Raw genomic sequence first — 19,899 nt, forward strand, 5'->3', positions numbered from 1 at the left:
TTTCAAGACCACTAGGCAGTGATCTCGACGTAGCTCGATTCCCCGCCTCCCGTCGCACCCGATAGCCAGCCCCAAACGAAACTCAGCGTGGTGCGCCCGGCGTGATCCACGCCTACCGTGCCACGTGACCACCCCGCGCGCAGTTCACCTTCCAGGGTTACGCACTGAAATAGCAGCTCGATGGTCTCTGCACCGGTCACCCGCCCGACCTGCGTGCCCACGCGAATCCGGCCACCCTGGTAAGTGCTCGAAATCACGCCATCTTCGATTTGGTAATGAAACACAGTGCCGGTGCCGGACACCCCTTTGGCGTTGTTCGCGACCGCAAACCGACGATCGTGCAAACGTGCCTGGACAGTAGCAGAAGGGTGTTGCATCAGTACGCATCCTTGAATTAAGCGAATCCAAAACGTAAAAAAGGGGCTGTTGAAAACAGCCCCTTTTGGGTACGTCAGTAAGCCTTACTCCACCGTCACCGACTTAGCCAGGTTACGCGGCTGGTCAACGTCGGTGCCCTTGAGCACGGCGACGTAGTACGACAGCAACTGCAGCGGGATGGTGTAGAGGATCGGCGACAGCGTGTCGTGGATGTGCGGCATGTTGATCACGTGAGTGCCTTCGCCATTGGTCATGCCCGCCTTCTCGTCTGCGAAGACGATCAGTTGGCCACCACGGGCGCGTACTTCCTGCAGGTTGGACTTGAGCTTCTCCAGCAGTTCGTTGTTCGGCGCGACGGTGACCACCGGCATGTCGTCATCCACCAAGGCCAGTGGGCCGTGCTTCAGCTCGCCGGCCGGGTAGGCTTCGGCGTGGATGTACGAGATTTCCTTGAGTTTCAGCGAGCCTTCCATTGCCACCGGGTATTGCGCGCCACGGCCGAGGAACAGGGTGTGGTTCTTGTCGGCGAACAGCTCGGCGACTTTTTCCACGGTGCTGTCCATGGCCAGGGCTTCACCCAGGCGGGTCGGCAGACGACGCAGTTCTTCCACCAGAGTGGCTTCGACGCCCTCGGCGAGGGTGCCGCGTACTTGACCCAGGGACAGGGTCAGCAACAACAGGCCTACCAATTGGGTAGTGAAGGCCTTGGTGGAGGCCACGCCGATTTCGCGACCAGCCTGGGTCAGCAGGGTCAGGTCGGATTCACGCACCAGGGAGCTGATGCTGACGTTGCAGATGGCCAGGCTGCCGAGGAAGCCCAGCTCCTTGGCATTGCGCAGGGCCGCCAGGGTGTCGGCGGTTTCGCCGGACTGGGAGATGGTCACGAACAGGGTGTCTGGCTGCACTACCACTTTGCGATAGCGGAACTCGCTGGCAACTTCGACTTGGCACGGGATGCCGGCCAATTCTTCCAGCCAATAACGCGCGACCATACCGGCGTGGTAGCTGGTGCCGCAGGCGACGATTTGTACATTGCGCACTTTGGCGAACAGTTCGGCGGCTTGCGGGCCGAAGGCGTTGACCAGCACCTGGTTCTGGCTCAGCCGACCTTCCAGGGTGCGTTGCACCACGGATGGCTGCTCGTGGATTTCCTTGAGCATGAAGTGGCGGAACTCGCCTTTGTCGGCGGCTTCGGCCCCGTCGCGGTATTGCACGGCTTCACGCTCGACCGACTGACCGTCAACGTCCCAGATCTGTACGCTTTCACGGCGGATGTCGGCAATATCGCCTTCTTCCAGGTACATGAAACGGTCGGTCACCTGGCGCAGGGCCAGTTGGTCGGAGGCAAGGAAGTTCTCGCCCAGGCCCAGGCCGATTACCAATGGGCTGCCACTGCGCGCGGCAACCAAGCGGTCAGGTTGGCTGGCACTGATCACGGCCAGGCCGTAGGCGCCGTGCAGCTCTTTGACTGTGGCCTTGAGGGCTGTGGTCAGGTCACTGTGGTCTTTGAGCTTGTGGTTGAGCAGGTGGGCGATCACTTCGGTGTCGGTGTCCGAGGTGAACACGTAGCCCAGGCCCTTGAGTTGCTCACGCAGCACTTCGTGGTTTTCGATGATGCCGTTGTGCACCACCGCCAGGTCACCGGAAAAATGCGGGTGGGCGTTGCGTTCGCACGGCGCGCCGTGGGTGGCCCAACGGGTGTGGGCGATACCCAGGCGACCCGCCAGAGGCTCGCCGGCCAGAGCCTGGTCCAACTCGCTGACCTTGCCCGGGCGGCGCATACGCTCCAGCTTGCCGGCGTTGGTGAAGACGGCCACGCCTGCGCTGTCATAGCCGCGGTATTCCAGGCGCTTGAGGCCTTCGATCAGGATGGCAGTTACGTTACGTTCGGCGACTGCGCCAACAATTCCACACATGGTGTTTCTCCTAGATGACTGCCGCGCATATCAGCGTAATGCCGCGGGCTTGGATCTGGTCGCGGGCCTCAAGTGGCAGGCGATCATCGGTAATAAGGGTATGGACACTGCTCCAGGGCAGCTCCAGGTTGGGAATCTTGCGGCCAATCTTGTCGGACTCGACCATCACCACCACTTCACGGGCGACCTCAGCCATCACACGGCTCAGGCCCAGCAGTTCGTTGAAGGTGGTGGTGCCGCGCTGCAAGTCGATGCCGTCGGCGCCGATGAACAACTGATCAAAATCGTAGGAACGCAGCACCTGCTCGGCGACCTGCCCCTGGAACGAGTCCGAATGCGGGTCCCAGGTACCGCCGGTCATTAACAGCACCGGTTCATGTTCCAGTTCGCTCAGGGCGCGGGCCACATTCAAGGAATTGGTCATAACCACCAGCCCGGGTTGATGACCGAGTTCCGGAATCATGGCGGCGGTGGTGCTGCCGCTGTCGATGATGATGCGCGCATGTTCACGCAAGCGCACCACGGCCGCACGCGCGATGGCACGCTTGTAGGCCGAGACGGGCTGGGCGGCGTCGCCTACCAGCTCTTGGGGCATGGTGATTGCGCCACCGTAGCGACGCAGGAGCAGGCCGTTACTTTCGAGGGCGGCCAAGTCCTTGCGGATGGTGACTTCCGAAGTTTCGAAACGCTTGGCCAGTTCGTCCACACTGACTTCGCCCTGTTCATTGAGCAAGGTCAGGATATTGTGGCGTCGCTGGGGAGTATTTCGTTTCGACATGGTAATGATAAGTTTCGTTTCGAAAGATAACGAAGGCAATCAAAACCTATTAGCGAAAGATCGTCAAGCGGGGGCGATAACTATTTTTCGAAACAACACCGGCAAATTTGGGAGGGGGCTTGCCCCCTCCCACATTGGAGTTTTGACGCTGCCAAGGCTGTGGATAACTCAGGTCTTCTTGATTTTGACCGGGCGTTTCCAACCGTCGATATTGCGTTGACGGGCGCGGGCTACCGCCAGCTGGGACTTATCCACATCCTGGTTGATGGTCGAGCCTGCCGCTGTATTTGAACCATCGCCAATGGTGACGGGAGCAATCAGCGAGTTATTGGAGCCAATGAATACATCTTCACCAATCGTCGTCTGGTACTTGTTGGCGCCGTCATAGTTGCAGGTGATGGTGCCGGCACCAATGTTAGTGCGAGCGCCGATGACGGCATCGCCCAGGTAAGTCAGGTGACCGACTTTTGCACCTTCGCCGAGGTGTGCGTTTTTCAGTTCGACAAAGTTGCCTACATGGGCCTTGGCCCCCAGCTCGCTACCTGGACGCAAGCGCGCAAACGGCCCCGCATCGCTGCCCTCACCCATCACGGCACCGTCGACATGGCTGTTGGCCTTGACGACCACGCCTTTGCGCAAGGTGCTGTCCTTGATCACGCAGTTCGGGCCGATGACCACATTGTCTTCAATGATCACCCGGCCTTCGAGGATCACGTTGATATCGATCAGCACGTCGCGGCCTACTGTTACGTCGCCACGCACATCGAAACGCGCCGGATCACGCAGGGTCACTCCCTGGGCCATCAGACGCAGGCCTTCACGCAACTGGTAGTGACGCTCCAGCTCTGCAAGCTGCTTGCGGTCGTTGGCGCCCTGCACTTCCATCGGGTCGTGGGGCTGCTCAGTGGCGACCACCAGGCCATCGCTGACGGCCATCTCAATGACGTCGGTGAGGTAGTACTCGCCCTGGGCATTGTTGTTGGACAGACGGCTCATCCAGTCGCCCAGCTTATCGGCAGGTACGGCAAGAATGCCGGTGTTGCCTTCGGTAATGGCGCGCTGGGCTTCACTGGCGTCCTTGTGCTCGACGATCGCGGCAACCTTGCCGTCGGCATTGCGCACGATGCGGCCATAGCCGGTAGGGTCGTCCAACTCAACAGTCAGCAAGCCCATCTGGCCAGGCACAACGTGCTTGAGCAGACGTTGCAGGGTTTCTACTTCAATCAGCGGTACATCGCCATAGAGGATCAGCACCGTGTCGGCGGCAATGAAGGGTACGGCTTGCGCGGTAGCGTGGCCGGTGCCCAGTTGCTTGTCTTGCAATACGAAATTCAAGTCGTCCGCTGCCAAGCGCTCGCGGACCACATCGGCACCGTGGCCGATCACCACATGAATACGCTGCGGGTCCAATTGCCGGGCGCTGTGGATAACATGACCCAGCATGGAGTTACCCGCGACCGGGTGCAGCACCTTGGGCAGGGCTGAACGCATACGGGTGCCCTGGCCTGCGGCGAGAATGACGATTTCAAGAGACATGAATGGCTACCAATCCTGGGCGGTCCGGGTTCAGACCAAAGAAGTGTTTTGCAAAAAAAGAAAAAGGGTAGCCGAGGCCACCCTTTTTAATCAATCACGCATGAAGTGTAACGGCAAGGCCGCTTACTTCTTGCGGATCTGCTGGAGCGTACGCAGCTGAGCTGCAGCCTCGGCCAGACGAACTGCAGCAGCGCTGTAGTCGAAGTCTGCGCCTTTTTCGTTCAGGGCCTTCTCGGCAGCCTTGACGGCTTCCTGAGCGGAGGCTTCATCCAGGTCGCCAGCACGTTGCACGGTGTCGGCAAGTACCTTGACCATGTTCGGCTGAACCTCGAGGAAACCACCAGAGATGTAGAACACCTCCTTTTCCCCGCCTTGCTTGGTCAGAGTGATCGGACCTGGCTTCAAGCTTGTGATCAGCGGAGCGTGACCCATGGCGATACCAAGATCACCCAAGTCGCCGTGCGCTGTTACAAACTCGACCAGACCGGAGAAAATTTCCCCTTCCGCGCTGACGATATCGCAATGGACTGTCATAGCCATCTGATTGCCTCAACCTGATGAGCGCCCGTTGCCGGGCGCCTGGATTACAGTTTCTTGGCTTTCTCGATCGCTTCTTCGATGCCGCCGACCATGTAGAACGCTTGTTCTGGCAGGTGGTCGTAGTCACCGTTGAGGATGCCTTTGAAGCCAGCAATGGTGTCTTTCAGGGAAACGTATTTACCCGAGGCACCGGTGAAGACTTCAGCCACGAAGAACGGCTGCGACAAGAAACGCTGGATCTTACGAGCACGGTTTACCAACTGCTTGTCGGCTTCCGACAGCTCGTCCATACCCAGGATCGCAATGATGTCCTTCAGTTCTTTGTAACGCTGCAGCACGTACTGAACGCCGCGAGCGGTGTCGTAGTGCTCCTGGCCGATCACGTTCGGATCCAGCTGGCGCGAAGTCGAGTCGAGTGGATCGACCGCTGGGTAGATACCCAGGGAAGCGATGTCACGGGACAGAACGACGGTGGCGTCCAAGTGGGCGAAGGTGGTGGCTGGCGACGGGTCGGTCAAGTCATCCGCAGGTACGTATACCGCTTGGATCGAGGTGATCGAACCTTCCTTGGTCGAAGTGATACGTTCTTGCAGAACGCCCATCTCTTCAGCCAGGGTCGGCTGGTAACCTACTGCAGAAGGCATACGGCCCAGCAGTGCGGATACTTCAGTACCGGCCAGGGTGTAACGGTAGATGTTGTCGACGAACAACAGAACGTCGTTACCTTCGTCACGGAACTTCTCGGCCATGGTCAGGCCAGTCAGTGCTACGCGCAGACGGTTTCCCGGCGGCTCGTTCATCTGACCGTAAACCAGTGCCACTTTGTCCAGAACGTTGGAGTCCTTCATCTCGTGGTAGAAGTCGTTACCCTCACGAGTACGCTCACCCACACCTGCGAACACGGAATAACCGCTGTGCTCGATGGCGATGTTACGGATCAGTTCCATCATGTTTACGGTCTTGCCTACACCGGCACCACCGAACAGACCGACTTTACCGCCTTTGGCGAACGGGCAAACCAGGTCGATAACCTTGATGCCGGTTTCCAGCAGGTCGTTGCCGCCCGCTTGTTCTGCGAACGAAGGTGCTGCGCGGTGAATGCCCCAGCGCTCTTCGGTGGCAATCGGGCCAGCTTCGTCGATCGGGTTGCCCAGTACGTCCATGATCCGGCCCAGGGTCGCTTTACCGACCGGTACGGAGATGGCAGCGCCAGTGTCGACAACGTCCAGACCGCGCTTCAAGCCTTCGGTGGAACCCATCGCAATGGTACGAACTACGCCGTCGCCCAGCTGCTGCTGAACTTCCAGGGTAGTTTCCGCGCCTTGTACTTTCAGCGCGTTGTAGATGCTCGGTACGCTGTCGCGTGGAAATTCCACGTCGATAACGGCGCCGATGATTTGAACGATACGTCCGCTACTCATAGCTGGATCCTCTGAATATTTGAACCGTTAAACCGCGGCAGCGCCGCCGACGATTTCCGAGATCTCTTGGGTGATCGCAGCCTGACGCGCCTTGTTGTAGATCAGCTGCAAATCGCTGATCAGATCACCGGCGTTATCGGTAGCGTTTTTCATCGCGATCATCCGCGCCGCTTGTTCAGCTGCGTTGTTCTCGACCACCGCCTGGTACACCTGCGACTCCACGTAGCGCACCATCAAGCCGTCAAGCAGCTCTTTGGCGTCTGGTTCGTAGAGGTAGTCCCAGTGGTGCTTGAGTTCCTGATCCGGAGTCGCCACCAGTGGAATCAATTGCTCCACGGTTGGCTGCTGGGTCATGGTGTTGATGAACTTGTTGGATACCACGGAAAGGCGGTCAATACGGCCTTCCAGGTACGCATCCAGCATCACCTTCACACTGCCGATCAAATCATTGATCGACGGCTCTTCACCCAGATGGCTGATAGCTGCAACGACGTTACCGCCGAAGTTGCGGAAAAAGGCCGCACCCTTGCTACCCACCACACACAGATCGATCTCGACGCCGTTTTCGCGGTTTACCGCCATGTCCTTGACCAGGGCCTTGAACAGGTTGGTATTCAGACCACCGCACAAACCACGGTCACTGCTCACTACCACATAACCTGCACGCTTGACGGCGCGCTCGATCATGAACGGGTGGCGGTATTCCGGGTTGGCGTTGGCCAGATGCCCAATTACCTGGCGGATACGCTCCGCATAAGGACGGCTAGCAGCCATGCGCATTTGTGCCTTGCGCATTTTGCTGACCGCCACTTTTTCCATGGCGCTGGTAATTTTTTGCGTGCTTTTGATGCTCGCAATCTTACTGCGAATCTCTTTTGCGCCTGCCATGTAACACCTATCAGGTTAGCAAGCGGGAGCCTTGCGGCTCCCGCTGCGGCTTACCAGGTTTGGGTGGCCTTGAACTTCTCGATACCGGCTTTCATGCCAGCGTCGATATCGTCATTGAAGTCACCCTTCACGTTGATCTTCGCCATCAATTCGGCGTGATCGCGGTTGAAGTAAGCAATCAGCGCTTGTTCAAAGCTGCCGACCTTGGCGATTTCAACGTCGGTCAGGAACCCACGCTCAGCGGCATACAGCGACAACGCCATGTCAGCGATCGACATTGGGGCGTATTGCTTCTGCTTCATCAGCTCGGTAACGCGCTGACCATGCTCAAGTTGCTTACGGGTCGCTTCGTCCAGGTCAGAAGCGAACTGGGCGAATGCCGCCAGTTCACGGTACTGAGCCAGAGCGGTACGGATACCACCGGAAAGCTTCTTGATGATCTTGGTCTGAGCGGCACCACCCACACGGGATACCGAAACACCGGCGTTCACAGCAGGACGGATCCCGGAGTTGAACATGGCCGATTCCAGGAAGATCTGACCGTCAGTGATGGAAATCACGTTGGTCGGAACGAACGCGGAAACGTCGCCAGCCTGGGTTTCGATGATCGGCAGTGCGGTCAGGGAACCGGTTTTGCCGGTCACTGCGCCGTTGGTGAACTTCTCTACGTATTCTTCCGAAACGCGGGAAGCGCGCTCCAGCAGACGGGAGTGGAGATAGAACACGTCGCCTGGGTAGGCTTCACGGCCTGGTGGACGGCGCAGCAGCAGGGAAATCTGGCGGTAAGCCACTGCTTGCTTGGACAGATCGTCATAAACGATCAGCGCGTCTTCACCGCGGTCGCGGAAGAATTCACCCATGGTGCAACCGGAGTACGGTGCCAGGAATTGCAGCGCAGGAGATTCCGAAGCACTGGCAGCCACGATGATCGTGTTGGCCAGGGCGCCGTTTTCTTCCAGCTTGCGAACCACGTTGGCGATGGTCGATTGCTTCTGACCGATGGCTACGTAGACGCAGAAAATGCCGCTGTCTTTCTGGTTGATGATCGCGTCGATCGCCAGAGCGGTTTTACCGATCTGACGGTCACCGATGATCAGCTCACGCTGGCCACGGCCGACCGGGATCATGGCATCGACAGCCTTGTAGCCAGTCTGTACAGGCTGGTCTACCGACTTACGCCAGATCACGCCTGGAGCAACTTTCTCGACCGCGTCGGTCTCGGTGTTGCCCAGTGGACCTTTACCGTCAACAGGGTTACCCAGTGCGTCGACTACGCGACCCAGCAGTTCCTTACCAACCGGAACTTCCAGGATGCGGCCTGTGCACTTGGCGCTCATGCCTTCAGCCAGACTGGTGTACGCGCCCAATACAACGGCACCTACGGAGTCTTGCTCCAGGTTGAGGGCCATACCGTAGACGCCGCCCGGAAACTCGATCATCTCGCCGTACATTACGTCGGCCAGACCGTGAATCCGCACGATGCCGTCAGATACGCTGACGACAGTGCCTTCGTTACGGGCTTGGGAGGTCACATCGAGCTTGTCGATGCGGCCCTTGATAATTTCACTTATTTCGGAAGGATTGAGTTGCTGCATTGCTCTGCTGCCCCTTCAAACTCAAGATTTCAATGCTTCGGCAAGTTTCGCGATTTTGCCGCGAATCGAGCCATCGATAACCAGGTCGCCGGCACGGATAACAACACCACCAATCAGGGATGCGTCCTCCGAAGCTTGCAGGCGCACTTCCCGATTGAGTCGTGCACTGAGAACCTTGGCGAGTTTGTCTTGCTGTTCTTGGTTCAATGCGAAAGCACTGGTCACTTCAACGTCTACCGATTTCTCTGCTTCGGCCTTGTACAGGTCGAACAGAGCGGCGATCTCCGGCAATAGCGGGAGACGGTCGTTTTCGGCAATGACGTGGATGAAGTTCTGCACCTTCACATCAAACTTGTCGCCGCACACTTCAATAAAAGTGGCGGCCTTGTCTGCGCTCGTCAGGCGCGGGGCCTTGAGCACGCGCTGCATGGTGTCGTCTTGCGACACTGCTGCAGCCAGGCCGAGCATGGCTGACCAAGAGGCCAGCTGCTGGTGGGCCTGGGCGTGCTCGAAGGCTGCCTTAGCGTAAGGTCGGGCCAACGTGGTCAGTTCTGCCATGATCGCCCTCGCTTAAATTTCAGCAGCCAGTTTGTTAACCAGCTCCGCGTGCGCGTTTTGATCGATTGTGGCACCGAGGATCTTCTCAGCACCGCCGACCGCCAGAGCACCCAGTTGGGCACGCAGCGCGTCTTTGACGCCGTTCAGTTCCTGTTCGATCTCGGCATGAGCCGAAGCCTTCACACGGTCAGCTTCGACGCGGGCTTTTTCAACAGCCTCTTCGACGATCTGGTTACCGCGTTTCTTGGCTTGCTCAATGATCTCGGCTGCCTGTGCTTTAGCTTCGCGCAGTTGCTGACCCACTTTCTCGTGGGCCAACTCCAGGTCGCGAGCTGCACGGCTGGCAGCGTCCAAACCATCCGCGATCTTCTTCTGACGTTCGTGCAAAGCCGCGATGACCGGAGGCCACACGAACTTCATGCAAAACACTACAAAAATGAAGAACGCAACGGATTGGCCAATCAGGGTTGCATTAATGTTCACGCCAACACCTCGCTCATTCGTTGTCCATCACCCCAATCACTCGAAAATTCGAGTGATTAGCCAGCGAGTTGACCAACGAAGGGGTTCGCGAAGGTGAAGAACAGTGCGATACCAACGCCGATCATGGTCACGGCGTCGAGCAGGCCGGCGACGATGAACATTTTAACTTGCAGCATTGGGACCATTTCTGGCTGACGCGCTGCGCCTTCCAGGAATTTGCCGCCCAGCAGGCCGAAACCAATGGCAGTACCCAGGGCGCCCAGGCCGATCAACAGTGCAACAGCGATAGCGGTTAGACCAACTACAGTTTCCATCTTTCCTCCCGACTTTTACGTCGTATGGTTTAGGTTTTTTAGATTTTAAAGCGGTAAAACAAATCGTTTCATAGCCCTGTTGGGCCACCTTCCCGTTTGACCGGGAAGGACATCAGACTAGTCGAGACTGGTCTTAATGGTTCTCTTCGTGCGCCATCGACAGATAGACGATGGTCAGCATCATGAAGATGAAGGCCTGCAGGGTAATGATCAGGATGTGGAACACAGCCCACGCCCACTGCAGTACTACGCCCAGGCCGCTAAGCCAGAGCAGACCGCTGCCGAACATCACAGCGATCAGAATGAACACCAGCTCGCCGGCATACATGTTGCCGAACAGTCGCAGAGCCAGGGAAATCGGCTTGGCGATCAGGGTCACGAATTCCAGCAGGAAGTTCACCGGGATCAGCAGGGCTTGAACGAAGATGTTCTTGCTGCCGAACGGGTGCAGGGTCAGTTCGCCGATGAAGCCACCGATGCCCTTGACCTTGATGCTGTAGAAAATGATCAACGCGAACACCGACAGGGCCATGCCCAGGGTAGCGTTCGGGTCAGTGGTGGATACGGCACGGAATGGGATGTGCGGATCGCCGGAGATCGCCATGGCCAACTGAGGAATCCAGTCCACCGGGATCAGGTCGACGGCGTTCATCAGGAACACCCAGACGAAGATGGTCAGTGCCAACGGTGCAATCACCGGGCTACGGCCATGGAAGCTGTCTTTCACGCTGCCATCGACGAATTCGACCAATACTTCAACGAAGTTCTGCAAAGCACCTGGCTGACCGGAAGTCGCCTTCTTTGCCGCCATGCGGAAAATCAGGACGAAGATCAGACCCAATGCGACCGACCAACCCAGAGTATCCAGGTGGAAAGCCCAGAAACCCATTTCTTTGGCTTCTGCTGCGGTGTGGGCAAAGCCCCAGCCGCCATTAGGAAGCTGACCGAAGGTCAGGTTCTGCAAGTGGTGCTGGATATAGCCCGAAGCGGTTGTTTCTGCCATGGTTGCCTCAAACGCCCTAAGGTTTCGAAAGTCTTGTTTTCATTAGCAGGGGAGCGAACCAGCTGACCAGTTGGGTCAACACGAAGACGCCGAATACAGCCAGCGGCGCCAATGGCTTCACACCTGCAAAGGTCAGTGCAAACAGCACTGCCGTCAAAATCAGTTTCCCTGCTTCGCCGGCATAAAAAGACCGCACGATAGCCTGGGCTGCTCGGGCGCCGGAAAACCGAAAGGCCCTGTGAGCAAAATACATATTGGGCAGCAAGGCTATCAGGCCTCCGCAGAGTCCTGAATATCCGGCTACGACTCCATGCCAGTACCAAAGCGCCAAAGCGGCGATCAGCAAAATGACAAATTGAGCCAACAAAACCGGAAAAACAGCCAAGCGATGGAACGGCAACGTGTTTGGCGTGCGGGTTTCCATCACTCTTGCTCCTCAATGGTCGGCTGCCGGAAATCAATAACTTGGCATAATTTGTGCCGACAAAATGCGCGCAGAGTATAGGGGCGGTTCTGCCCCTATTCAACTGTCGGGTAGTGATTTCCGATCACGCGCTACATAAGCAAATGTTTCAGCGGATGTGGGCAAGGACGCCCTGAAGCTCATCGAGGGAGTTATATCCGATGACCAGTTGCCCTTTGCCCTTCTTGCCGTGGCGAATTTGCACCGCAGAGCCTAGCCGCTCGGCCAGGCGCTGCTCGAGGCGCGCGATATCCGGATCAGGTTTGGCGGTTTCAACCGGTGCAGGTTTACCGCTGAGCCACTGGCGAACCAGGGCCTCGGTCTGACGAACGGTGAGCCCTCGTGCGACAACGTGTCGCGCCCCTTCAACCTGTTGATTTTCCGGCAAACCCAGCAAAGCACGAGCGTGGCCCATTTCCAGGTCGCCATGGGACAACATGGTCTTGATGACTTCCGGCAAGGCGATCAGACGCAGCAAGTTGGAAACCGTGACACGGGATTTTCCCACCGCCTCGGCCACTTGTTGCTGGGTAAGCTGAAATTCCTGCTGCAAACGCTGCAATGCGATCGCTTCTTCGATCGGGTTGAGGTCTTCGCGCTGAATGTTTTCGATCAAGGCCATGGCGATGGCGGTTTCATCCGGCACATCGCGCACCATCGCCGGGATGGTGTCCTTGCCGGCCTGTTGGCTGGCGCGCCAGCGACGTTCACCGGCGATGATCTCAAAGCGGCCAGCGCCAATCGGGCGCACCACAATCGGTTGCATCACGCCCTGGGCCTTGATCGAGTTGGCCAGTTCTTCCAGCGCCTGGGGATCCATGTCCCGCCGTGGCTGGTATTTGCCGCGCTGGATCAAATCCAGGGGCAAGTGCTGCAGCTCGCGCTCGTCGGCCTGCACCGCTTGTTCTTCAAGCGATGTGACGGTAGGACCACTCAGCAGTGCATCCAGTCCACGTCCGAGACCTCGTTTCTTGACGGCCATGGGGATTCCTTAAGTTGGCTGGGCGGCAGCGGTGCGTGAATTGCGGCGTTGACGGCGAACCATCTCGCCGGCGAGCGCCAGGTAGGCAATGGCACCACGCGAGGACTTGTCGTACGCCAGCGCAGGCATGCCATAGCTTGGCGCTTCAGCCAGGCGGATGTTGCGTGGGATGACGGTGTCGTACAACTGGTCGCCAAAATGTTCCTTGAGCTGCGCCGACACATCGTTCATCAGGCTCAGACGCGGATCGTACATGGTCCGCAGCAGGCCTTCGACTTTCAGGTTCGGGTTGAGCAACTCGGCGATACGCTTGATGTTATCCACAAGGTCGCTCAAGCCTTCGAGGGCGAAGTACTCGCACTGCATTGGGATAATCACCCCATCAGCGGCCACCAGGGCGTTGAGCGTGAGCATCGACAGCGACGGTGGGCAGTCGATCAGAATGTAGTCGTAATTCTCTCGAATGGGCGCCAGGGCGCTACGCAGACGGCTTTCTTTCATCTGCATTTCCAGCAGCACCACTTCCGCCGCGGTCAAATCGCGGTTGGCTGGCAGCAGTTGGTAACCACCATGCTCGGAATAGTGCATGGCCTGCGCCAGGTCGCATTCGCCAATCAGCAAATCATAGACCGAGTTTTCCAGGCCGTGTTTATCCACACCGCTACCCATGGTGGCGTTGCCCTGTGGATCGAGATCGATCAACAGCACCCGACGCTTGGTGGCGACCAGGGATGCTGCGAGGTTGATACAGGTGGTGGTCTTACCCACGCCACCTTTCTGGTTCGCAATCGCGAATACCTTAGCCATTCTTGCTTGTGTTCCCAATCATGCCGTGCGGCGCAGTATCAGCAGATGGCGTTGGCCTTGGCAACCGGGTACGGCCAAGGCGTGTTCGCTATCGAGGTGGAAGTCTGCCGGCAATGCTAACAGCTCGTCGCTTGGATGGACGCCCTTCATTGCCAGCCAGCGGGTGTCACGGTCGCCGAGATGGCGGGTCCAGTTGCTGAAATTCTCCATGCTGCTGAACGCCCGGGACACAATGCCGTTGAAAGGCTGTTCAGGCGTGAAGGCCTCCACGCGGCTGTGGATAACCTGCAGGTTATCCAGCTTGAGTTCGAGTTTGACCTGGGTCAGGAAGCGGGTTTTCTTGCCGTTGCTGTCCAGGCAGGTCACTTGAGACTCGGGAAACAGGATCGCCAATGGAATGCCAGGCATCCCGCCGCCACTGCCGACGTCGAGCCAGCGGCCGTTTTCGATGAACGGCATCACGCTGAGGCTGTCGAGCAGATGCCGTGACACCATCTCATCTGGATCACGCACAGCGGTGAGGTTGTAAGCCTTGTTCCATTTGATCAACAGGGCCAGATAGCTCAGCAATAACTCTTGCTGGGCTTCGGTGAGGGCCACACCCAACTGGCGCGCTCCTGTGGATAACTCTTCGGCGTGTTGCGAGGTGACCAACGAACTCAAGCGCTTTGCTCCAACTGACGGCCCGCGCCGCGTTTTTTCAAATGAATCATCAACAGCGAAATGGCTGCAGGAGTGACGCCTGGAATGCGTGAAGCCTGGCCAAGTGTTTCCGGCCGAGTTATCCCCAGCTTGCTTTGAATTTCTTTCGACAGCCCGGAAATCCCGGTGTAGTCGATATCCACAGGCAGCTTGGTATCTTCACTGGCGCGCAGGCGAGCGATTTCGTCCTGCTGGCGATCAATGTAACCGGCGTACTTGGTCTTGATCTCGACCTGTTCGGCAACCTGTGGATCTTCCGCGCTCTGGCCTGTTACTTCGACCAAGCCAGCGTAGTCGATTTCCGGACGGGACAGCAGGTTCAGCAGGTTGTACTCATGGGTCAGAGGCGTGCCGAATTTTTCCGCAATCGCATCGCCTTGTTCGGTGCCCGGGCGAACCCAGGTACTTTTCAGGCGTTGCTCTTCAAGCGCAATGCTTTCACGTTTTTTGCAGAAGGCAGCCCAGCGCGCGTCATCGACCAGGCCCAGCTCGCGACCTTTTTCAGTCAGGCGTAGATCGGCGTTGTCTTCGCGCAGGATCAGACGGTATTCCGCGCGGGAAGTGAACATGCGGTACGGTTCCTGGGTGCCCAGGGTGATCAGGTCATCGACCAATACGCCGATGTACGCTTCATCACGACGCGGGCACCAGCTGTCTTTGCCTTGTGCACGCAATGCCGCGTTGGTTCCGGCCAGCAAACCTTGGGCGCCGGCTTCTTCGTAACCGGTGGTCCCGTTGATTTGGCCAGCAAAGAACAAACCGCCGATTACCTTGGTTTCCAGGCTGTATTTCAGATCACGCGGGTCGAAGTAGTCGTACTCGATGGCGTAGCCGGGACGCACGATGTGCGCATTTTCCATACCACGAATCGATTGCACGATCTGGATCTGCACGTCGAACGGCAGCGAGGTGGAAATCCCGTTGGGATACAGCTCGTGAGTGGTCAAGCCTTCGGGTTCGATAAAGACCTGGTGGCTTTCCTTGTCGGCAAAGCGGTGGATCTTGTCTTCGATCGACGGGCAATACCGCGGGCCAATGCCTTCGATTACCCCGGAATACATCGGCGAACGATCAAGGTTCGCGGCAATGATTTCGTGGGTACGGGCGTTGGTGTGGGTAATCCAGCAACTGACCTGTTTGGGGTGCTGCTCTTTGGAACCCATGAACGACATCACCGGGATCGGCGTATCGCCGGCTTGCTCGGTCATCACCGAGAAATCCACAGAGCGCCCGTCAATGCGTGGCGGGGTACCGGTTTTCAAGCGGCCGACGCGCAGCGGCAGTTCACGCAGACGTTTTGCCAGGGCAATCGACGGCGGATCACCGGCGCGACCACCGGAATAATTTTGCATACCAATGTGGATAAGTCCGCCGAGGAACGTCCCTGTGGTCAGTACTACCGAGTCTGCGTGAAAACGCAGACCCATTTGCGTAACGACGCCGCGTACCTGGTCTTGCTCGACGATCAGGTCATCGGCAGCCTGCTGAAATATCCACAGGTTCGGCTGGTTTTCCAGGGTTTCGCGCACCGCTGCCTTGTACAGGATGCGGTCGGCCTGGGCTCGGGTAGCCCTTACGGCCGGGCCTTTACGGCTGTTTAGCACGCGAAATTGAATACCACCTTTGTCGGTGGCCATCGCCATTACACCGCCAAGGGCATCGATTTCCTTGACCAGATGGCTTTTGCCAATCCCGCCAATAGCGGGGTTGCAACTCATGGCACCGAGGGTTTCCACGTTGTGCGTAAGCAACAGGGTTTTTACGCCCATGCGTGCTGACGCCAGTGCTGCCTCGGTACCGGCATGACCGCCGCCGATGACGATCACTTCAAAACGGGAAGGGAAATCCACCACGCACCTCGTGCCTGCTTATGTAGGTAATCAGGAATTGTCTGTTGAAAGAGTTTTGGAACTATGGCGGCAAGTATAGGGACTTCGCCCTTCCTAAAGAACCCTTTGCACAAAATTTAACCAGCTGTGGATGAATCACAGACAATAGAAATTAAAAGAGAGAAATTTATTAAATCTTTGTTTTTATGTTTATTTCTACTGAGCAACGTTTCTGTGGATAGATCTCTACAGCCCTTTATATTCAATGTGTACAGCGATTCAAAAGTCTGTGGTCATGTGCCAATGAGGCCCTTGGATAAGTGCTTTAAGCCTGTGGATTAAAGTGATGGTTATCCACAGACGGGTTTTTACTCAGGTTTCAAGCCCTGTTATCAACTGGGCACAGGTGCGGTTACTCACAGGGTTTAATCCACAGAAAAGTACCAGCCGAGGCGAATAGCGCGCACGGAAAAACACCGATTGCTCGGCGAGTCAGTCAAAAAATGATTGGGTTGCCCTGAAACGGGCTGAACAGACAGGCGCGAATGGCCTGTCTGTGGACAACGAAGGTCTATTTACCGATGCAGAAGCTGGAGAAGATCCTGCCCAGCAAATCGTCCGAGCTGAACGCGCCGGTAATTTCTCCCAGCAGTTGCTGTGCTTGACGTAAATCTTCAGCCAGCAGCTCCCCAGCACCCGCCAAGGTCAGCTGCGCCCGGCCGTGCTCCAAGGCGGCACTGGCATGGCGCAGTGCCTCAAGATGCCTGCGACGTGCACTGAAGCTGCTTTCCGAGGTCTGTTCATAGCCCATGCAGGCCTTGAGATGCTCACGCAGCAATTCCAGGCCGTCACCTGCCGCTTTGGCGCTCAGGCTGATAGTGACATGGCCATCCTCACTGGTTTGCAGGGCAATCGCTTCACCCGTCAGGTCGGCCTTGTTACGAATCAAGGTGACTTTGGCCGGGTCAGGCCGTTGCTCAAGGAATTCTGGCCACAGCGCAAAAGGATCCACAGCTTCCGGTGCCGTGGCATCGACAACCAACAACACACGATCGGCTTCCCCGATAGCCTTGAGCGCGCGTTCCACACCAATTTTTTCCACCTGGTCGTCGGTGTCGCGCAGCCCGGCGGTGTCGACGACGTGAAGCGGCATGCCGTCGATGTGGATATGTTCGCGCAAGATATCCCGGGTAGTGCCGGCAATCTCGGTGACGATCGCCGCCTCGCGCCCTGCCAGGGCGTTGAGCAGGCTGGATTTTCCGGCATTGGGCCGGCCGGCAATCACTACGGTCATGCCATCGCGTAGCAACGCGCCCTGCCCGGCTTCACGCAGGACTGTGGATAATTCCTCACGGACCTTATCCAACATCGCCAGCACATGGCCATCCGCGAGGAAGTCGATTTCTTCTTCGGGAAAATCGATCGCCGCTTCAACGTAGATACGCAGGCTGATCAATTGCTCGGTCAAGTTATGCACACGCAGGGAAAAAGCCCCCTGCAATGAGCGCAAAGCGTTACGCGCAGCCTGTGCAGAACTGGCTTCGATCAAATCCGCAATCGCTTCGGCTTGAGCCAAATCTAGCTTGTCGTTCAGAAATGCCCGTTCACTGAATTCCCCTGGCCGTGCCAGGCGGCAACCCAGTTGCAAACAACGCTGCAGGAGCATATCCAGGACCACAGGACCACCGTGCCCCTGTAATTCCAGGACATCTTCACCGGTGAAAGAGTTTGGTCCCGGAAAATAGATCGCCAAACCCTCGTCCAATACGCTTTGGTCGGCATCCAGAAACTGGCCGTAATGGGCATAACGGGGTTTCAGCTCTCGGCCACTGATTGCCTTGGCCGCAACGCCCGCCAAGGGCCCGGAAATTCGAACGATACCGACTCCGCCTCGGCCCTGAGCGGTGGCGACAGCAGCGATGGTTTCACGAGGAGCGCTCATCAGCAGGTTCCAGAACAAAAGTGACGGAAAGCAAAACGCCCCACTAGGGGGCGTCTTGAGTGGTTATCCACAGAGTAAATTACGCCTCGGCTTTTTTGGTAGCCGCTTCGATCTTACGTGTGATGTACCACTGTTGAGAGATCGACAACACGTTGTTGACCACCCAGTACAGTACCAAGCCAGCAGGGAACCACAGGAAGAAGAAGGTGAAGATGATTGGCATCATTTTCATTACCTTGGCCTGCATCGGATCCGGCGGGGTTGGGTTCAGACGCTGCTGGATAAACATGGTCGCGCCCATGATGATCGGCAGGATAAAGAACGGGTCCTTGATCGACAGGTCAGTTATCCACAGCATGAACGGCGCTTGGCGCATTTCCACGCTTTCCAGCAGTACCCAGTACAGCGACAGGAACACCGGCATCTGTACCAGAATAGGCAAGCATCCACCCAGCGGGTTGATCTTCTCTTTCTTGTACAGCTCCATCATGGCCTGCGACATTTTCTGCCGGTCATCGCCATGTTGTTCTTTCAGTGCCGCCAGTTTCGGGGCAACAGCACGCATACGCGCCATCGACTTGTAGCTGGCTGCCGACAGTGGGAAGAAGATCCCCTTGATCAGCATGGTCAGGAAGATGATCGACCAGCCCCAGTTACCGACGATGCTGTGGATATGTTGCAACAGCCAGAAGATCGGCTGGGCAATGAACCACAGGAAGCCGTAATCCACAGTCAGTTCCAGACCTGGGGACAACTCTTTCAATACGGCCTGGCTTTTAGGGCCGGCGTACAGCGTAGCGCTGGTTTCAGCCTTGGCACCTGGAGCGACGGTCAACGCCGGGCCAGTGAAGCCAATGATGTAGTTGCCCTGGCTGTCCTTGCGGGTTTGAACCAGGTTCGCGTCGCCCTTGTTCGGAATCCAGGCGGTTACGAAGTAGTGCTGCAGCCACGCTACCCAGCCACCCTGGACGGTTTCTTTCAGCGTGCCCTTGTCGATATCTTTCATCGACACTTTTTTGTACGGCTCGTTACTTGTCCACAGGGCGGCGCCCAGGTAAGTCGCGGTGCCGGTGGCGGTGCTGGAAGACGGATCGGAGCTGGCGTCACGCTTGAGCTGGGCAAACAGGTTGCCGCTCCAGGCTTTGTCGCTGGTGTTGTCGATCAGGTAAGTGACCTTCAAATCGTACAAACCACGGGTAAAGCTGAAACGCTTGATGTAGTTGACGCCGTCGAGGCTGAATTTCAGGTCGACGTTCAACTGGTTCTGGCCGTCTGCCAGTTGATAAGTCTTTTGCTCGGTCGAATAAACCGGACGACCGGTAGCACGTGCATCCGGACCATTGGTGCCGGTCAGGCCGCTTTGCGCCAGATAAGTACGTTCACCGCCGTTATCGAACAGCTGGAACGGAACATCCGGATGATCCTGGCGACGTGGATAAAGCGGCAGCTTCAGCTGTGCGATATCACCACCTTGTGGGTCGATAGCCAGGTCGAGCACATCCGTTTTCACGTGGATGAGGTCTTTGTTGGTGACCACTGGCGTTTCTAACGGGGCACTTGTCTCGCCATTCGCGCTGGGAACATCGGCACTCGCGGACGCATTGTTACCCAGCGGGGTGTCCGGAATAGCCGGCGCAGCCTGATTGGTAGCAACATTCTGAGTCGGCAGGGCAGCCTGGCCGTAGTCCTGGTTCCATTTAAGGACCATGACATAGGACACGATTGCCAGGGCGACGATCAGGATTGTGCGTTTAATATCCATGA

The 19,899-nt window shown here is 57.4% G+C and carries 19 protein-coding genes; all 19 read right to left on the bottom strand.

All coding sequences use genetic code 11. The features are described from left to right. Positions 1-11: 11 nt before the first annotated feature. Positions 12-377 (bottom strand): hypothetical protein, encoded by a 366-nt coding sequence (locus IH404_RS00770; protein ID WP_194439646.1) that lies wholly within the window; start codon positions 375-377, stop codon positions 12-14. 84 nt (positions 378-461) lie between these two features. Continuing rightward, a complete protein-coding gene (gene glmS / locus IH404_RS00775) occupies positions 462-2,294 on the bottom strand; it encodes a glutamine--fructose-6-phosphate transaminase (isomerizing) (RefSeq protein ID WP_005792598.1) in 1,833 nt (610 codons plus the stop codon). A 10-nt stretch (positions 2,295-2,304) separates the two neighbouring features. After that, the gene (locus IH404_RS00780; RefSeq protein WP_065886690.1) at positions 2,305-3,072 is read right to left on the bottom strand and encodes a DeoR family transcriptional regulator; all 768 of its coding nucleotides are present in this window, start codon (positions 3,070-3,072) and stop codon (positions 2,305-2,307) included. A 168-nt stretch (positions 3,073-3,240) separates the two neighbouring features. Further along, positions 3,241-4,608 (bottom strand): bifunctional UDP-N-acetylglucosamine diphosphorylase/glucosamine-1-phosphate N-acetyltransferase GlmU, encoded by a 1,368-nt coding sequence (glmU, locus tag IH404_RS00785; protein WP_005792600.1) that lies wholly within the window; start codon positions 4,606-4,608, stop codon positions 3,241-3,243. Positions 4,609-4,731: 123 nt separating this feature from the next. Beyond that, complete coding sequence (locus IH404_RS00790; RefSeq protein ID WP_005792601.1) at positions 4,732-5,148, bottom strand: F0F1 ATP synthase subunit epsilon; 417 nt, start codon at positions 5,146-5,148, stop codon at positions 4,732-4,734. Between the two features lie 44 nt (positions 5,149-5,192). Continuing rightward, a complete protein-coding gene (atpD, locus tag IH404_RS00795) occupies positions 5,193-6,569 on the bottom strand; it encodes a F0F1 ATP synthase subunit beta (protein WP_003195827.1) in 1,377 nt (458 codons plus the stop codon). A gap of 27 nt (positions 6,570-6,596) precedes the next feature. Further along, a complete protein-coding gene (gene atpG / locus IH404_RS00800) occupies positions 6,597-7,457 on the bottom strand; it encodes a F0F1 ATP synthase subunit gamma (RefSeq protein ID WP_005792602.1) in 861 nt (286 codons plus the stop codon). Between the two features lie 50 nt (positions 7,458-7,507). Next, positions 7,508-9,052 (bottom strand): F0F1 ATP synthase subunit alpha, encoded by a 1,545-nt coding sequence (atpA, locus tag IH404_RS00805; RefSeq protein WP_003195831.1) that lies wholly within the window; start codon positions 9,050-9,052, stop codon positions 7,508-7,510. Positions 9,053-9,073: 21 nt separating this feature from the next. Further along, positions 9,074-9,610: a F0F1 ATP synthase subunit delta gene (locus IH404_RS00810; RefSeq protein WP_003195833.1), complete on the bottom strand. Its 537-nt coding sequence runs from the start codon at positions 9,608-9,610 to the stop codon at positions 9,074-9,076. A gap of 12 nt (positions 9,611-9,622) precedes the next feature. Further along, positions 9,623-10,093, bottom strand: coding sequence for a F0F1 ATP synthase subunit B (locus IH404_RS00815; protein WP_003195835.1), 471 nt, complete (start codon positions 10,091-10,093; stop codon positions 9,623-9,625). Between the two features lie 56 nt (positions 10,094-10,149). Continuing rightward, entirely contained in the window at positions 10,150-10,407 is a 258-nt protein-coding gene (gene atpE / locus IH404_RS00820) for a F0F1 ATP synthase subunit C (protein ID WP_002555987.1), read from the bottom strand. Between the two features lie 133 nt (positions 10,408-10,540). Then, positions 10,541-11,410, bottom strand: a complete 870-nt coding sequence (gene atpB, locus IH404_RS00825; protein WP_003195886.1) for a F0F1 ATP synthase subunit A — start codon at positions 11,408-11,410, stop codon at positions 10,541-10,543. A gap of 16 nt (positions 11,411-11,426) precedes the next feature. Continuing rightward, positions 11,427-11,834 (bottom strand): F0F1 ATP synthase subunit I, encoded by a 408-nt coding sequence (locus IH404_RS00830; RefSeq protein WP_010565865.1) that lies wholly within the window; start codon positions 11,832-11,834, stop codon positions 11,427-11,429. Positions 11,835-11,982: 148 nt separating this feature from the next. Further along, complete coding sequence (locus IH404_RS00835) at positions 11,983-12,855, bottom strand: ParB/RepB/Spo0J family partition protein (protein WP_005792604.1); 873 nt, start codon at positions 12,853-12,855, stop codon at positions 11,983-11,985. A gap of 9 nt (positions 12,856-12,864) precedes the next feature. Continuing rightward, positions 12,865-13,662, bottom strand: coding sequence for a ParA family protein (locus IH404_RS00840; protein ID WP_005792605.1), 798 nt, complete (start codon positions 13,660-13,662; stop codon positions 12,865-12,867). 18 nt (positions 13,663-13,680) lie between these two features. After that, a complete protein-coding gene (gene rsmG / locus IH404_RS00845; protein WP_005792606.1) occupies positions 13,681-14,325 on the bottom strand; it encodes a 16S rRNA (guanine(527)-N(7))-methyltransferase RsmG in 645 nt (214 codons plus the stop codon). Then, positions 14,322-16,214, bottom strand: a complete 1,893-nt coding sequence (mnmG, locus tag IH404_RS00850; RefSeq protein ID WP_194439648.1) for a tRNA uridine-5-carboxymethylaminomethyl(34) synthesis enzyme MnmG — start codon at positions 16,212-16,214, stop codon at positions 14,322-14,324. Before mnmG ends, rsmG begins: the two co-directional genes overlap by 4 nt. Before the next feature lie 550 nt (positions 16,215-16,764). Continuing rightward, on the bottom strand, positions 16,765-18,135 hold the full coding sequence (gene mnmE / locus IH404_RS00855) for a tRNA uridine-5-carboxymethylaminomethyl(34) synthesis GTPase MnmE (protein WP_005792608.1): 1,371 nt from the start codon (positions 18,133-18,135) through the stop codon (positions 16,765-16,767). Between the two features lie 79 nt (positions 18,136-18,214). After that, entirely contained in the window at positions 18,215-19,897 is a 1,683-nt protein-coding gene (gene yidC, locus IH404_RS00860; RefSeq protein WP_005792609.1) for a membrane protein insertase YidC, read from the bottom strand. Positions 19,898-19,899 lie beyond the last annotated feature (2 nt).

The sequence above is a fragment of the Pseudomonas sp. OST1909 genome (assembly GCF_015277575.1).
GTDB classification, from domain to species: domain Bacteria; phylum Pseudomonadota; class Gammaproteobacteria; order Pseudomonadales; family Pseudomonadaceae; genus Aquipseudomonas; species Aquipseudomonas synxantha_A.

Bases quoted from the DNA above. Each gene is read 5' to 3' on its own strand.
- IH404_RS00770 (WP_194439646.1), bottom strand. From the start codon at position 377: ATGCAACACCCTTCTGCTACTGTCCAGGCACGTTTGCACGATCGTCGG.
- glmS (WP_005792598.1), bottom strand. From the start codon at position 2,294: ATGTGTGGAATTGTTGGCGCAGTCGCCGAACGTAACGTAACTGCCATC.
- IH404_RS00780 (WP_065886690.1), bottom strand. From the start codon at position 3,072: ATGTCGAAACGAAATACTCCCCAGCGACGCCACAATATCCTGACCTTG.
- glmU (WP_005792600.1), bottom strand. From the start codon at position 4,608: ATGTCTCTTGAAATCGTCATTCTCGCCGCAGGCCAGGGCACCCGTATG.
- IH404_RS00790 (WP_005792601.1), bottom strand. From the start codon at position 5,148: ATGGCTATGACAGTCCATTGCGATATCGTCAGCGCGGAAGGGGAAATT.
- atpD (WP_003195827.1), bottom strand. From the start codon at position 6,569: ATGAGTAGCGGACGTATCGTTCAAATCATCGGCGCCGTTATCGACGTG.
- atpG (WP_005792602.1), bottom strand. From the start codon at position 7,457: ATGGCAGGCGCAAAAGAGATTCGCAGTAAGATTGCGAGCATCAAAAGC.
- atpA (WP_003195831.1), bottom strand. From the start codon at position 9,052: ATGCAGCAACTCAATCCTTCCGAAATAAGTGAAATTATCAAGGGCCGC.
- IH404_RS00810 (WP_003195833.1), bottom strand. From the start codon at position 9,610: ATGGCAGAACTGACCACGTTGGCCCGACCTTACGCTAAGGCAGCCTTC.
- atpE (WP_002555987.1), bottom strand. From the start codon at position 10,407: ATGGAAACTGTAGTTGGTCTAACCGCTATCGCTGTTGCACTGTTGATC.
- atpB (WP_003195886.1), bottom strand. From the start codon at position 11,410: ATGGCAGAAACAACCGCTTCGGGCTATATCCAGCACCACTTGCAGAAC.
- IH404_RS00830 (WP_010565865.1), bottom strand. From the start codon at position 11,834: ATGGAAACCCGCACGCCAAACACGTTGCCGTTCCATCGCTTGGCTGTT.
- IH404_RS00835 (WP_005792604.1), bottom strand. From the start codon at position 12,855: ATGGCCGTCAAGAAACGAGGTCTCGGACGTGGACTGGATGCACTGCTG.
- IH404_RS00840 (WP_005792605.1), bottom strand. From the start codon at position 13,662: ATGGCTAAGGTATTCGCGATTGCGAACCAGAAAGGTGGCGTGGGTAAG.
- mnmE (WP_005792608.1), bottom strand. From the start codon at position 18,135: ATGAGCGCTCCTCGTGAAACCATCGCTGCTGTCGCCACCGCTCAGGGC.
- yidC (WP_005792609.1), bottom strand. From the start codon at position 19,897: ATGGATATTAAACGCACAATCCTGATCGTCGCCCTGGCAATCGTGTCC.